General features: G+C 73.4%; 12 protein-coding genes and 1 pseudogene. 8 read left to right on the plus strand and 5 right to left on the minus strand.

The genetic code is table 11. The features are described from left to right. Positions 1-1,595, plus strand: a pseudogene (locus tag ACIRVF_RS34610) (glycosyl hydrolase); the annotation flags it as partial. 93 nt (positions 1,596-1,688) lie between these two features. On the opposite strand, the gene ACIRVF_RS34615 reads toward ACIRVF_RS34610, so the two are convergent. The 3 genes from ACIRVF_RS34615 to ACIRVF_RS34625 form a co-directional block, all read right to left on the minus strand. Beyond that, entirely contained in the window at positions 1,689-2,213 is a 525-nt protein-coding gene (locus ACIRVF_RS34615; RefSeq protein ID WP_402827003.1) for a CbrC family protein, read from the minus strand. Between the two features lie 384 nt (positions 2,214-2,597). Beyond that, positions 2,598-3,371: a class I SAM-dependent methyltransferase gene (locus tag ACIRVF_RS34620; RefSeq protein WP_402827006.1), complete on the minus strand. Its 774-nt coding sequence runs from the start codon at positions 3,369-3,371 to the stop codon at positions 2,598-2,600. Then, a complete protein-coding gene (locus ACIRVF_RS34625) occupies positions 3,368-3,913 on the minus strand; it encodes a hypothetical protein (protein ID WP_402827009.1) in 546 nt (181 codons plus the stop codon). Before ACIRVF_RS34625 ends, ACIRVF_RS34620 begins: the two co-directional genes overlap by 4 nt. An 85-nt stretch (positions 3,914-3,998) precedes the next feature. Here ACIRVF_RS34625 and ACIRVF_RS34630 point away from each other — a divergent pair, with 85 nt between their 5' ends. The 3 genes from ACIRVF_RS34630 to ACIRVF_RS34640 are packed head-to-tail and all read left to right on the plus strand — an operon-like array spanning position 3,999 to position 5,876. Beyond that, positions 3,999-4,730, plus strand: coding sequence for a hypothetical protein (locus ACIRVF_RS34630; protein WP_402827012.1), 732 nt, complete (start codon positions 3,999-4,001; stop codon positions 4,728-4,730). Further along, positions 4,727-5,107 carry a hypothetical protein gene (locus ACIRVF_RS34635; protein WP_402827015.1) on the plus strand — a complete coding sequence of 127 codons (381 nt, stop codon included), beginning with the start codon at positions 4,727-4,729 and terminating at the stop codon, positions 5,105-5,107. The genes ACIRVF_RS34630 and ACIRVF_RS34635 overlap by 4 nt, the downstream gene beginning before the upstream one ends. A 7-nt stretch (positions 5,108-5,114) precedes the next feature. Next, positions 5,115-5,876: a class I SAM-dependent methyltransferase gene (locus ACIRVF_RS34640; protein ID WP_402827018.1), complete on the plus strand. Its 762-nt coding sequence runs from the start codon at positions 5,115-5,117 to the stop codon at positions 5,874-5,876. Between the two features lie 58 nt (positions 5,877-5,934). On the opposite strand, the gene ACIRVF_RS34645 is transcribed toward ACIRVF_RS34640, so the two are convergent. Beyond that, on the minus strand, positions 5,935-7,536 hold the full coding sequence (locus ACIRVF_RS34645) for an ABC-F family ATP-binding cassette domain-containing protein (RefSeq protein ID WP_402827020.1): 1,602 nt from the start codon (positions 7,534-7,536) through the stop codon (positions 5,935-5,937). A 219-nt stretch (positions 7,537-7,755) separates the two neighbouring features. Continuing rightward, the gene (locus ACIRVF_RS34650; protein ID WP_402827023.1) at positions 7,756-9,105 is read right to left on the minus strand and encodes an FAD-binding monooxygenase; all 1,350 of its coding nucleotides are present in this window, start codon (positions 9,103-9,105) and stop codon (positions 7,756-7,758) included. 559 nt (positions 9,106-9,664) lie between these two features. Here ACIRVF_RS34650 and ACIRVF_RS34655 point away from each other — a divergent pair. The 4 genes from ACIRVF_RS34655 to ACIRVF_RS34670 all read left to right on the plus strand — a co-directional run bounded on the left by ACIRVF_RS34655 (position 9,665) and on the right by ACIRVF_RS34670 (position 13,671). Then, entirely contained in the window at positions 9,665-11,032 is a 1,368-nt protein-coding gene (locus tag ACIRVF_RS34655) for a hypothetical protein (RefSeq protein WP_402827026.1), read from the plus strand. A 195-nt stretch (positions 11,033-11,227) separates the two neighbouring features. Next, entirely contained in the window at positions 11,228-11,824 is a 597-nt protein-coding gene (locus ACIRVF_RS34660) for a helix-turn-helix domain-containing protein (RefSeq protein WP_402827029.1), read from the plus strand. 65 nt (positions 11,825-11,889) lie between these two features. Beyond that, positions 11,890-12,825, plus strand: a complete 936-nt coding sequence (gene lepB / locus ACIRVF_RS34665) for a signal peptidase I (RefSeq protein WP_402827032.1) — start codon at positions 11,890-11,892, stop codon at positions 12,823-12,825. A gap of 186 nt (positions 12,826-13,011) precedes the next feature. Further along, complete coding sequence (locus ACIRVF_RS34670; protein WP_402827035.1) at positions 13,012-13,671, plus strand: zinc ribbon domain-containing protein; 660 nt, start codon at positions 13,012-13,014, stop codon at positions 13,669-13,671. The last annotated feature ends 110 nt before the right edge of the window (positions 13,672-13,781 follow it).

The following is a 13,781-nucleotide window of genomic DNA, read 5'->3' on the forward strand; positions in this document are numbered from 1 at the left end:
TGACCTTCGCGCGCTCGGCCGACGGCTCGCGCTACTACGCCATCGACCAGTCGCCCGACGTCATGGCGCACAACCCGGACACCGGCCTCAAGGGCCTCTACGTCTCCAAGTCCGGCTCACCGTACGGCCCGTGGACGCTGATCGCGGACAAGGACAAGCTGAAGGGGTCCGGCTCCGCCCTTCAGGACCCTGGCTACCAGCCCGGCATCCAGTCCTGGTACAACCAGTCCCTCCAGGTCGACCCGGCCAACCCGGACCATGTCTACGCCGGGCTGGAGGAGGTCTTCGAGACCACCGACGGCGGTGCCAACTGGGCGACCGTCGGACCGTACTGGAACAACGGCTTCCCGTGCTGGAGCATCGACCCGAGCAAGCAGACCGGTGACTGCTCGCCGACCGTCCACTCCGACCAGCACGCCGTCGCCTTCGGCAGCTACCAGGGCAAGGTGAACGTCTACGTCGGCAACGACGGCGGCATCTACCGCCGCCCGGGCAACGGACAGTTGGACGCCTGGGGCCACGGCAAGGACTGGACGTCGCTCAACGACGGCACCATGGACACCCTGCAGTACTACTCGGTCGGCGTCGGCAAGGACCCGGCCGACAAGTCCGGCAAGGGCGTCATCGTCAGCGGCGGCCTGCAGGACAACGGCGAGTCCATCCTGCGCGCCCACGACAAGGTGATGGGCTCCAACTTCGGCGGCGACGGCGGCGACACCATGGTCGACCCGGCCAACGGCTGCAACATCGCCGAGGAGTACGTCTACCTCGACATGTGGGTCACCCAGAACTGCGCCGTCAACGACGGGAGCTGGACGAAGGACCCGAGCAAGGCCACCTCCTACGAGGTCGCCCCGCCGGACAAGGACACCAGCGCCGCCCGGTTCATCGCCCCGATGACCAGCGACCCCAAGGACACCAACACCTGGGTGGCCGGAGGCCGGCACATCTGGGTCCAGCACAAGGGCTGGGCGATCCGCAGCGGCAGCGAGTGGCAGGCCGCCTACGACCTGGGCGCCGGGCACGTCGCCACCGCCGTGGCCACTGTCAACGGCACGGTGTACGCGGGCTGGTGCGGCCCCTGCAACAACCAGGGCTTCACCCGCGGCATCGCGGTCGGCAACACCGACGGCACCGGCTGGCACCAGCTCAACCTGCCCGTCGACGGCACCGTGCCCAACCGGTACATCTCCTCCTTCGCGGTGGACCAGAACGACGCGAAGCACGTCTTCGTCGCGATCAACGGCTTCTCGCGGACCTGGACCGAGGGCCCCGGCGCGGGCAACGGCCACCTCTTCGAGACCCACGACGGCGGCGCCACCTGGACCGATGTCTCAACCAACCTGCCCGACATCCCTGCGACTTCGGTCAAGCTCCTGCCGAACGGCGGTCTCGCCCTCGGCACCGACCTCGCCGCCTTCTACCGCGCGCCCGGGGAGAAGAACTTCTCCGTCCTCGGCCGCAACCTGCCCACCACCGCGGTGCAGCAGCTGAAGACCGGCCCCGACGGGCGGCTGTACGCCGCCACCTTCGGGCGCGGCATCTGGTCGATCAACCCGAGCAAGCTGTCCGAGGACGACGACAGCCAGGGCTGACCGTCCACGTCTTGTGCCCGGCCTGCTCCTCCGGAGCGGGCCGGGCACCGGCGTCCGGTCAGCTCGCGCCGTTCCTCTTGCCCGGTGACCGGCCTACGCAGCGTCTGCGTACGCGAGGTGAGTGCCGCAGACTCGGCACAGGAACAGGTAGGCGGTCGGCTGACCGTCCCTGGTCAGCGCGTTCAGGAACTGCTCGGCCTGCGACTTCGGCCAGGAGGCGAGTTCCCGCCCCAGTGATGCCGATGCGTCCGGGTAGGCAGCAAGGTCGGCCGCTCCTGCGGAACCGAGGAAGGCGGCGCCGTCCCCGCAGTGGATCAGCCAGCGCTCCTGCTGCCACCCGCTGAACCCTGGAGTGCGTTGCGTGATCGCGAACAGCCGATCCCTTGGGACGTCGTCGACCACGTCTGTGAATTGGGCATCGAAGAGGCCGGCCGCACTTCCATCCGCGATGCACCACGGGCAGAGCCGATTCCGGAGGTTCTCGGCTGCGTAGACGGGGCCCGTGTAGATGTAGCCGCGAGCCCGATCGCAGCAGCGACACTCCACGTCGGACCGGACGATGGCGCCGGTACTCACCGGGTCGGGGTGGTACGGAAATAGCGGAAGCTGCTCTGTCACGGGCAGGGACCGTATCACCGCAGCCCTGCGACTCGGGCCCGTCCAGGGCTTGGGAGTGGTGCCGTGGCGCTGACGCCGAACGGTCGCTCCTGCACCCTCCCGCTGTCGGGCCCCGCACCGTCACCCCCGCGCCGTCAGGCCAGGGTGCGCTCCAGCCAGTCGAGCACCACGGTGTTCCGCAGCTGTGGCGCCATCGGAGCGCAGTGGTCGCCGGCGCCCTGGGTAGGAGGTGAGGACGGTGTGGTGTTTGGGGTAGCGGAGGAGGCCGTACAGCCGGCGGTCCTGGTCGGGGATGAGGGACTCGGGCGTGAAGACGCCCCGCCACCTCCGAGGAGGCAGGCCGGCGGGGCCGGCGGCGGAACCGGACGGTGGAGCAACGGCAGGTCAGGGCGCCCGGGCGATCAGGAGCGGCTGGAAGAAACCGGTGTCGGCGGGCTGCTCCCAGCCGGCCTCGGCGAGACCAGCCTCGGCGGCGAAGGCGCTCAACTGCGCCTGGCTCAGTGCCCAGTAGCTGGAGCGGTGGACCGCGACCTGCCACTGCCCGGCATCGTCCGGCAGCAGCCGGAACAGCTCCAGGTCGTACCGCTCGCCGTCCCCGTGCCAGTGCCACAGCTGGAAGATGACCGACCGCCGGCCGTCCCGCTCCGCGGTCTGCGGCGGAGTGGAGGCCGGACGGTCGCGGCGCAGCCGGTCGTACGGCCGGGTGGAGACCAGCAGCAGACCGCCCGGCCGCAGGACCCGGCGCATCTCGCCCAGCGCGGCGCGGACGTCCTCGGCGGTGAGCAGGTGGGGCAGCGCGTTGTCGGCGCACACCACGACGTCGAATCGCCCGTCCGGGAAGGGGAGTCGGCGCATGTCGGCGGCCGCCGTGGGCAGCCGCAGCCCGCGTCCGGCGGCCTCGGCGGCGGCCCGGGCGGCGGCGACCGGGCTGAGGTCCGTGCCGGTGACCGGGTGCCCGAGCGCGGCCAGGCCGATCGCCTGGGTGCCGACGCCGCAGGCGCAGTCCAGCACCTCGGCCGGCCCCGGCCCCAGCCGCGCGCGGACCAGGGCGTCCAGTGCGGCGCCCTGACGGGCGACCGAGGCGTCCCAGTCGGCGTAGAACAGGTGGTAGTCGTCGGCGAGGCCGTCGTAGAAGCGGCCGAGGGCGGATCGGGTCATGTCGTCGGAACCTCTGCGGGTGGGGGTTGTGAGGAGTAGCGGGCGACATAGGCGTTGAAGTGGGCGAGGTGGAAGGTGGTGTCCTGGTGCACGAGTTCCATCGGCGGCGGGTCGGGCACCAGCCCGGGGACCGGGTCGGGCCCGTCGGTCCGGATCTCCAGCCGGTGGGTGTTGTGGAACTCGGCGTACGCCTCGGCCTCCTCCAAGGTCCAGAGCCCGCCGTGCTGCTCGAAGCCCGGCGACGGGCGGGACAGGGCTCGCAGCAGGGCGGGGCTGTGGACGGCGCGGGCGCGGAAGTTCTCCAGGAAGCGGAGCTCGGTGACGAGCGTGACGTAGCGGCGGCCGTTGCCCCGGTGGCGGCCGACCACCACGGCGTTCCCCCGGTAGTGCCAGCGCGGCGGGGCGATCCACAGCTTGGCCCCGGGAGCGAAGTGCTTGAGGCCCCGGCGGATCTCCAGGCCGCCCTCGCCGTGCGCCGTCTCCCGGGCGACGTTGGCGACGACGCCGTGGCCGAGCGGCTCGCCGCTCCGTTCGTTCGTCATGACGGCTATCCTCGCCCGGACGCAGCGACACGGAGTACCGGTTTTTCGAGGCCGCGGTTCCGGAACCGGAGGAAAGGGGCGGGCCGTGGAACGGATACCGGACGAGGACCTGTTGGACGGGCTGCGTCCGCTGCTGGAGTCGGGCGAGGCCGTCCTCGGTTACGAGCCGCACGAGTCGCACGGGCCGGCCGGGCCGCACGAGCTGCACGGGCCGCACGAACTGCGCGGGCCGCGCGAGCTGCACGGGCCGAAGGGGCCGGGGCAGGGCTTCGCCGACCGCTGCTGGGTGCTGCACACCCTGCGGGTGGACGGGCGGCCGGTGCGCTGGGCCGAGGCACTGGCCGGAGCCGGGCTGCGCCTCGCCGACTGGCCGTCCACCCTGTCGTACCTGGTGTTCCGGGACCCGGTCGCCCTCGTCGGCGAGGTCGAGCTCCCGCGGATCGGGGAGCCGGACCGCGACTGCCTCGCCCGGCTGGTGGAGGTGCTGGCCCGGCACAGTGCGGACGGGCCGGCGACGGACTGCCGCTTCGCCTCGGCCGCGATCGAGGACCTGCTGCGGCCGGTGACGGCCCACCGCGGCCGACTCGACGAGGCGGTGGCCCACCACGACGCCTGGCCGGGGGGCGGTCAGTTCCCCGCGCACTGGTGGCCTTCGGACCGCTCCTGGTTCGTCCTGACCAACTGGGACCTCAGCGCCACCGAGGTCTTCGGCCCGCCCGCCCTGATCGCCGAACTGCTCGCCGACACCGGCGTGGAGGCCGTCCGCCACCCGCGCATCGAGGAGGCCCCGGACGGCGCCGCGCGGTGGCCGCGGTGATCGAGCTGCCGGAGGGGTCCTGGTGGGACTGGGACGTGTACTCCTGGCGTCCGGGCGAGCTGCGGCTGGCCGCCGGTCACGACCTCTGCTACCACCACGGCCTGGAGCTCGTCCTCAGCGACCCGCTCCTCGTCCGCTGCCCGGCGTCCTTCCAGGACCCGGTGTTCCGCGAGCCGACGCCCGGGGAGCGGCGGTTGGTCGAGCGGCGGTGCGGCGAGGAACCGGGCGTGCTGCTCGCCTTCGAGGCGGACGGCGGGGGACCGGAGCCGGTGACCGGGCTGATCGCGGCCGGAGCCCTGGAGGTGCGGGTGGGCACGGTGCTGCGGCACCGGACCGGCCCCCGATCCACTGGCACCACGGCGCCTCCGCGGCGATGATGCCCGCATGCGCACCTTCGAAGAGCTGATCGCCGAGGCCGAGTCCGTGTCCGTGGACGGCTGGGACTTCTCCTGGCTGGACGGCCGGGCCACCGAGGACCGTCCCTCCTGGGGCTACCAGCGGCTGCTGGCCGGACGGCTGGGTACGGCGACGGCGGCCCTGGACATCCAGACCGGCGGCGGCGAGGTGCTCGCGGGCGCCCTGCGGCAGGGTGCCCGCCCGCCCGTGCTGGCGGCCACCGAGTCCTGGCCGCCCAACCTGGCCAGGGCCACCCGGCTGCTGAACCCGCTGGGCGCGGTGGTGGTCGCGGACCCGGACGAGCCGCCGCTGCCGTTCGCCGACGAGGCCTTCGACCTCGTCAGCAGCAGGCATCCGGTGCGGGCCTTCTGGTCCGAGATCGCCCGGGTGCTGCGGCCCGGGGGTGCGTACTTCGCCCAGCACGTCGGCCCGGCCTCCGTGTTCGAACTGGTCGAGTACTTCCTCGGGCCGCAGCCCGAGGCGCGTGAGGGCCGCCGCCCCGAGGTGGAGGCAGCGGAGGCCCGGGCGGCCGGGCTGGAGGTGGTGGACCTGCGCTCGGAGCGGCTGCGGATGGAGTTCCGCGACATCGGCGCAGTGGTGTACTTCCTGCGGAAGGTGGTCTGGATGGTCCCGGGCTTCACCGTCGACGCCTACCGGGACCGGCTGTGCGAGCTGGACGCGCTGATCCGGGCCGAGGGGCCGTTCGTGGCCCACTCGGCGCGCTTCCTGATCGAGGCGCGCAAGCCTTAGCCACCCGCCGGCGCCTGCCGCCCGGCCCGCCGGGGAGGCCGGCGGGCCGGGCGGGAGGTCAGGCCTGGGCGACCAGGTCCAGGTACTCGTCGTGCCAGAGGTCCTCGTCGCCGTCCGGCAGGAGCAGGACCCGGTCGGGCCGCAGGGCCTCGATGGCGCCCGGGTCGTGGGTGACCATCACGATCGCCCCGGGGTAGGTGCCGACCGCGGCCAGGACCTCCGCCCGGGAGGCCGGGTCCAGGTTGTTGGTCGGCTCGTCCAGGAGCAGCACGTTGGCCCCGGAGTGGACCAGGGCGGCCAGGGCCAGCCTGGTCTTCTCCCCGCCGGAGAGGACGCCCGCGGGCTTGTCGGCGTCGTCGCCGCGGAACAGGAACGCGCCGAGGACGGTCCGCAGTTCGCCGTCCGTCAGGTCGGGTGCGGCCAGGGCGAGGTTGTCGCGGACGCTGAGCGCCGGGTCCAGGGTGTCGTGCTCCTGGGCGAAGTAGCCGAGCCGCAGGCCGGTGCCGGGGACGACCCGGCCGGAGTCCGGCTGCTCGTGGCCGGCCAGGACGCGCAGCAGGGTGGTCTTGCCGGCGCCGTTGAGGCCGAGCACGACCAGTCGGCTGCCGCGGTCCACCGCGAGGTCCAGGCCGCTCAGCACCGCCCGGCCGCCGTAGGCCTTGGCGAGGCTGACCGCGCCCAGCGGCATCCGTCCGCAGGGCGCCGGCTCGGGCAGCCGGATGCGGGCGGTGCGCTCGGCCTGCCGGACGGGTTCGAGCTCGGCGAGCATCCGGTCGGCGCGGCGGGCCATGCTGCGGGCGGTGGTCGCGGTGGCGACGTTGGACCGCATCCGGTCGGCCTGGGCGTGCAGGGCGGCGGCCTTTCGCTCCGCGTTGGCCCGCTCCCGGGTGCGGCGGCGCTCGTCGGCCGCGCGTTGGGCCAGATAGGCCTGCCAGCCGGTGTTGTGGACGTCGATCACGGCACGCTGCGGGTCCAGGTGGAACACCCGGTTGACCGTGTCCGCCAGCAGGCCGAGGTCGTGGCTGATCAGGACCAGTCCGCCCTGGTGGGCGGCGAGGAAGCCGCGGAGCCAGGCGATCGAGTCGGCGTCCAGGTGGTTGGTGGGCTCGTCCAGCAGCAGGGTGCCGTGGTCGGCGAAGAGGATGCGGGCCAGCTCGACGCGGCGGCGCTGGCCGCCGGACAGCGTGCCGACGGGGGATTCCATCACCCGGGCGGGCAGCCCGAGCCCGGCCGCGACCCGGGCGGCCTCGGCCTCGGCCGCGTAGCCGCCGCGGGACTGGAACCTGGCGTCGGCGCGCGCGTAGGCGTCCATGGCCCGCCGCTCCTCGGCCGGGGAGCCGGCCAGGGCCATCGCCTCCTCGGCGGCGCGCAGCGCGCGCACGGCGGCGTCCAGACCGCGGGCGGACAGGATGCGGTCGGTGACGGTGACGGCCGGGTCGGCGGCGCGGGAGTCCTGCGGGAGGTAGCCGACCGGCCCGGTCCGGGTGACCGTGCCTGCGGCGGGCGGGAGTTGCCCGGCGAGGGTGGCGAGCAGAGTGGTCTTGCCGGCACCGTTGCGGCCGACCAGGCCGATCCGGTCGCCGGGGGCGATGTGCAGGGTGACGTCGGACAGCAGCAGGCGGGCGCCGACGCGCACGTCGACACCACGGGTGGTGATCATGGGATAACGCTCCGAAACAGCTAACGGACACACGGGTGGCGTGGAAGCGGGTCCGTCAGCTAGGAAATTCGGGGCGTAGACATGTCGGCCAGGGTAGCGGCCGGTCGGAACGGGCGCACCCGGATTAACGGGCGCACCCGGAGCGGGCCGTGGCCGTACGGGGTGCCGCACCGGCGGCGGGCCGGTGCGGCACCCCGTGCCGGAGGTGCGGGACGGCCGTCAGGCGCGCAGGACGGCGGCCACCACCGCCGGGTGGAACAGCCGGGTCGGGGGCGCGACCAGGGACAGCACCTCGTGGAAGGCGGCCGTGACCTCGGCATTGCGGGTCGCGCCGTGCAGCACCTTGTCCAGGTAGCGGTGCTGGAGCTTGATCAGGGCTCCGGTGGGGCCGCCGGTGGTGGCGGCGAAGCGGACGTCCTCGGCGCAGGACATCATCCACGCGTTCCTGGACACCGCCGCGATCTCCCGCCGGGCGTCCCGGGCCGTGTCGGACCCGACGCCGCCGTGCCGCATGACCGCACGGCGCAGCACCTGGGCGCAGAACAGCGAGACGGTGACGCCCTGGCCGTACACCGGGTTGAAGGTGCTGGCGGCGTCGCCGACCGCCACCAGGCCCGCGGGGGAACTGCGCTCGTAGTGCCGCCGCACGCCCGGGCCGGGCAGGAATCCGCGCACCTCGCCCGCCGGTTCGGCGCCGAGCAGCATCTCCTGGAGGCCCGGGTCGCGCAGTTGGGACAGGTGCTTGGTGAAGCCCTCCTCACCGGGCTCGGGTTCGGCGCCGCGCATCCCGGCCAGGCTGACGATCCAGCGGTCGCCCTCCACCGGCAGCAGCACGCCCATCCGCGGCTTGTCCGGGGCCTTGGTCTGGAGGTAGATCGCCTGGTGGCCGAGATCGACACCGGAGGGCCGGTGGAACAGCCGGGAGGCGTAGGCGACGCCCGCGTCAACCCGCTCCTCGGGCACCGGGCGGCAGCCCAGTTCGGCGAGCCACTTCGGCACGGAGGTCGAGCGGCCGGAGGCGTCGATCACCAATTCGGCCGGGACGTCCCGGACTTCACCTCGCTCCGAGCCCCGTTCCCCGCCGCGCTCGCGGACCTTCACGCCGGTCACCGCCCGCACCGAGCCGAGGAGGCCGACCACGTCGGCGCCCTCCAGGAACTCGATCGACGGCTCGGTGCGGACCCGGTCCAGCACGAGCTTGTCCAGCACCGGTCGGGTGCAGGAGAGGAAGGACATCCGGGCGGGGTAGTCGATCATCCACCCGGCCGAGCTGAGCCACTTGAGGTCGCCCGAAGTGGAGACCCGGTGCGCGCCCGCGGCCCTCAACTCCTCGTTGATGCCGGGCATCAGCTCCTCCAGGGCCCGGTGGCCGGCCTCCAGCACCAGGTGCGCGTGCCGTCCCTGCGGCACCCCGGCCCGGAACACCGGCTCGTCCGGGTAGCGGTCCCGCTCCACCACGAGGATCCGCTCGGCGAAGCCCCGCAGCGCCCACGCCGCCACCACGCCGGCCAGCCCGCCGCCGATCACCACCGCCGTGCCCCGCCCGGGGGCCGTCTCCGAAGAAGTCATGCGACGTAGCGTAGTGGTGGCGGCGCCGGTCCGTAATCGCTCCAGCTGGACGAACGTTCCGGCGGGGAAGGCGGGTTGACGCCGCCGCGGGGACGAGGGTATGTACGCGCACCCCTCCGACCGGCGCTAAGGAAGCGTCAAGGAGCGTGGTCGGTGCCGTCAAGGAGGCGTCAAGGAGGCGTCGAGGAGGGTCCGGCCGCAGGTGGTGGGCACTAGCGTCGCGCGGCGGAGAGAAACGGTTCTGCGTCCGCGCCCCACCCAGGGGCCCGGCAGACCGTGCGACGGGGGAAAGGGACGTGTCGTCATGACCACCTCGACAGCGGGCGGATCGGAAACCTCGGGAGCCTCGGCCACTTCGGCAGGCTCCGCAAGCCCGGCCGGTTCTGCAAGCCCGGCCGGTTCTGCAAGCCCGGCCGCCTCGGAGGACGGGGCCGCGGAAGGGGACGACGGCTCCGGGCCGGCAGCGGGGCCGCGGGTTCCGGCCAACTCCCGGGCCCGGCGCCCAGGCCGGGACCTCCGGACGGTCACCAGCCGCGCCCACTGGACCACTCCGCGCCTGGTGCGCGGCCTCACCGCGCTGAGCCTGGCCGCTCTGGTCGGCCTCGGTGCCACCGCCACCGCCGTCCTCGGCGGCGCCCGCGACGGCACCGACACCATCGGCCACCGGGCCGCCCCGCAGGCCACCCGCGCCGCCGACCTCTACTTCGCGCTCAGCGACATGGACGCCCAGGCCGCCAACCTGCTGCTGGTCGGCGACGACCAGGACTACACCGCGCTGCGCAAGCAGACCCTGGACACCTACGAGCAGCGCCGCGACCAGGCGGACGACGACCTCCAGCAGGCCGCCCAGTCCTCCGCCGACGACCCGGCCGGGCAGCGCGCCGTCCAACTGGTGCTCGGCCGGCTCGGCAGCTACGAGGCCCTGGTGGCCCGCGCCCAGCTGCTGGAGGAACAGGCCGGAGCTCCGGCCAGCCGGCCCTCGCCCGCAGCCCTGGACGCCTACCGACAGGCCTCCGACCTGCTGCGCAACCAACTGCTGCCCGCCGCCGACCAGGTCACGGCCGCCAACGAGGCCACCGTCGACCGGGTCTACGGCCAGCAGCGCGACGCGCTGGACGACGGCTGGTGGTGGCTGCTCGCCGTCGGCCTGCTCGCCCTCGCGGCGCTGTCCGGGCTCCAGCGGGTGCTGGCCGTGCGCTACCGCCGGGTGGTCAACCCCGTGCTGGCGGTCGTCACCCTGCTGACCGGAGTGGTGCTGGTGGCCGGGCTGCACCTGGTGGGCCGCACCGAGGACCACCTGGTGACGGCCAAGAGCAACGCCTACGACTCGGTGATCGCGCTCAGCCGGGCCCGCGCCGTCGCGTACGACATGAACGCCGACGAGAGCCGCTACCTGATCGACCCGGGTCGCGCGGCCGTGTGGGAGCAGGCCTACCTGGACCGGAGCCAGGCCGTGGTCCACCTCGACGGCGCGACCACGGGCAGCTACGGCTCCCAGCTGCAGGACGCCCTCGACCGGCATCGGGCGGACGGTTCCGTCGTCCCCTTCGGCGGGTTCCTGGGCAACGAGCTGCGCAACATCACCTTCCCCGGCGAACAGGAGGCCGCCGAGCGGGTCCTGGGCGCCTTCCAGGAGTACCAGGTGATCGACCGCCGGATGCGGGACCTGCACGACGCGGGGAAGCTCAAGGAGGCGATCACGCTCAACACCGGGCTCGCCGAGGGGCAGTCCAACTACCAGTTCGGCCAGTTGAGCGCGGCGATGGAGGACACCATCACGATCAACCGGACGGCGATGGACACGGCGGTCTCGGCGGCCGACGGCGACCTCGACGGCGGCACGGCGGCCCTGGCCGGGGCACTGCTGGCGGCCGCGCTGGGGCTCACCGCGGTGGGGGTGCGGCCCCGGCTGCGCGAGTACCGGTAGCGCCCGGAGCCGGTGTGACACCGGTCGGCCCGGGCCGGTGACTGGAAGTCCGGAAAGCGGGCACGCGGAGGACGGGGCCCGGTGGCGATCGGCGGATCGCCACCGGGCCCCGTCGCGTGCTCCACAGCTCCCCGGACCGACGTCACCGGTGTGCCGGATTGACAAACACCCTTGCCGTCCCGGCGAATAGCAGGCATGGCCGACGAAGAGTTCGAGAACGTCCTCACCACGGTGGGCCCCCGGTTGCGGGCCCTGCGCCGGGAGCGCGGCACCACGCTCGCCAAACTGGCGGCCGCGACCGGCATTTCGCTCAGCACCCTGTCCCGGCTGGAGTCCGGGCAGCGCAAGCCCACCCTGGAACTGCTGCTGCCGCTGGCCCGGGAGTACCGGGTGCCGCTGGACGAACTGGTCGGCGCCCCGGCCACCGGCGACCCCCGCATCCACCCGCGCCCGGTGACCAGGAACGGCCAGACCATCGTCCCGCTCACCCGCCACCTCGGCGGTCTGCACGCGTACAAGCACATCGTGCCGCCCGGCCGGAACGCCGGACCGGAGCTGGAACTGAAGGTCCACGAGGGCTACGAGTGGCTGTACGTGCTCTCCGGGCGGCTGCGGCTGGTGCTCGGCCCGCACGACCTGGAGCTGACGTCCGGTGAGGCGGCCGAGTTCGACACCCGGACCCCGCACGCCTTCGGCAACGCCGGTTCGCAGCCGGTGGAGTTCCTCAGCCTGTTCGGCCCGCAGGGCGAGCGCATCCACGTCAGGGCGCGCCCGGGAACCTCTGTTCGGTAGGTTCGTTCCCTGTCAGGGAGTCCCCGCTTCGGGCTCCCGCCGGGCCGTCGGGAGGGGCCGATCAGATGAGTGTGCAGCAGAGTACGGAGTCCGGGGAGAGCGGCGGAACCGAGGAGAGGCCGGCGACCGGACCGGGCGGGACCGGGACGGGGGGTGACCAGCCGGCGGCCGGACAGGAGCAGAAGCCGGAGGAGACCCCCGGCGCCGGTGCCAAGCCCGCGCGCAAGAAGCGCCCGTTCTGGCAGGAGCTGCCGATCCTGCTGGTGATCGCCCTGCTGCTCTCGCTCGGCATCAAGACCTTCTTCGTGCAGGCCTTCTCGATCCCCTCCGGGTCGATGGAGAACACCCTGCAGGTCGGCGACCGGGTGCTGGTCGACAAGCTCACCCCGTGGTTCGGCGCGGAGCCCGAACGCGGCGAGGTGGTGGTCTTCCACGATCCGGGCGGCTGGCTGGAGGACACGGCGCCGAAGGACGACGGCATCATGGGCAGCGTGCAGAAGGTGCTGAGCACCGTCGGCCTGATGCCCTCGGCGGACGAGAAGGACCTGATCAAGCGGGTGATCGCGGTCGGCGGGGACACCGTCGAGTGCAACGCGGGCAGCCCGGTGAAGGTGAACGGCGTCGCCCTGGACGAGCCGTACCTGTTCCCCGGGGCGACACCCTGTGACAACGACCCGGTCGGCACCGTCACCGTGCCCAAGGGCAAGCTGTGGGTGATGGGCGACCATCGCAACAACTCGCGGGACTCCCGCCCGCACCACAACCTCACCGGGGACGGCTTCGTGCCGGTCGACGACGTGGTCGGCCGGGCCTTCGTGGTCGCGTGGCCGATCTCCGACTGGTCCACCCTGCCCGTCCCGGACACCTTCGACAAGGTGCCCTCGCGGGCCGCGGGCGCCCTGCCGGAACAGGCACCCCCGGCCCCGGCCGCGCTCGCCCTGGCCGGCGTGGTGCCGATCGCGCTGTGGCGGCGCCAGCGGTCACGGCGCAGGAGCGGCTGAGCCGGACGGCCTCCCCGGGCACCCCACCTGCCGGGAATCCGCCCGTCGCAGGGCACGGCGGGCGGCGTTCCGGCAGGGCCGCGGAGTTGGGAAGAGCGTGTCGGAACTTCTTGGCGGAACCGTTCGGAGGCTTCTGTCGTCCCTGGGAGCGACTGCCGACAGGCCACTTCAGCAACCGGGGACGACGTGAGTTCCGAGATCTACTTCAGCGACAACTACCGCGATCTGTGCGAGAAGTACGGCACGGGTGCGGGCTTCCAGTTCGAGTTCTCCTGCTACCGCTGCTCCGACACCTGGCGCTCGCCCTTCGAGCGCTTCACCACCGGTCAGGTGGCGGGCTGGATAGGCAAGGGCGTCAACGCGGCCTGGAACCTCATCGGCGGCAACGCCAACACCATCAGCAACGCCGCGGACGGCCTGGCCGGCCAGACCTGGGGCACCTCGCGGGACGCCGCCTTCCAGCGCGCGATCGCCAACGCCCAGTCGCACTTCAACCGCTGCGCCCGGTGCACCCATTACGTCTGCGGCCGCTGCTTCACCCCGGAGCAGGGCCTGTGCTTCACCTGCGCCCCCGACACCGCGGCCGAGGCGGCGGCGGCCCAGCGGCGCGGCCTCAACGACATGGTGACGGACCGGGCGTACCAGGTCGGCCGGCAGGCCGGGGCGGAGTTCGACGTCCGCACGCCGACCCAACTGGTGTGCCCGCAGTGCCGGACCGAGACCCACGGCACACCGTTCTGCCCGGGCTGCGGGTTCAGGCTGGCGCAGCCGGTCCAGTGCGGGCAGTGCCACAAGGACGTACCGGAGGGGGCCGCGTTCTGCCCGTCCTGCGGGACGAGGCGCTGAGCGGCCGGTAGCCGGAACGGGCGGGGGGGCCCCCGGCCCCCCCGCCCCCGGGCCCCCCCCCCGGGGGGGGGGGCCCGCGGCCGGGGAGCCCGAACCCACCCATGGGCGCC

Source organism: Kitasatospora sp. NPDC101157 (genome assembly GCF_044768255.1).
Classification (GTDB): domain Bacteria; phylum Actinomycetota; class Actinomycetes; order Streptomycetales; family Streptomycetaceae; genus Kitasatospora.

Excerpts from the sequence above, each read along its gene's own strand:
- ACIRVF_RS34620 (WP_402827006.1), bottom strand. The coding sequence starts at position 3,371 with ATGACCCGATCCGCCCTCGGCCGCTTCTACGACGGCCTCGCCGACGAC.
- ACIRVF_RS34625 (WP_402827009.1), bottom strand. The coding sequence starts at position 3,913 with ATGACGAACGAACGGAGCGGCGAGCCGCTCGGCCACGGCGTCGTCGCC.
- ACIRVF_RS34640 (WP_402827018.1), top strand. The coding sequence starts at position 5,115 with ATGCGCACCTTCGAAGAGCTGATCGCCGAGGCCGAGTCCGTGTCCGTG.
- ACIRVF_RS34645 (WP_402827020.1), bottom strand. The coding sequence starts at position 7,536 with ATGATCACCACCCGTGGTGTCGACGTGCGCGTCGGCGCCCGCCTGCTG.
- ACIRVF_RS34650 (WP_402827023.1), bottom strand. The coding sequence starts at position 9,105 with ATGACTTCTTCGGAGACGGCCCCCGGGCGGGGCACGGCGGTGGTGATC.
- ACIRVF_RS34660 (WP_402827029.1), top strand. The coding sequence starts at position 11,228 with ATGGCCGACGAAGAGTTCGAGAACGTCCTCACCACGGTGGGCCCCCGG.
- lepB (WP_402827032.1), top strand. The coding sequence starts at position 11,890 with ATGAGTGTGCAGCAGAGTACGGAGTCCGGGGAGAGCGGCGGAACCGAG.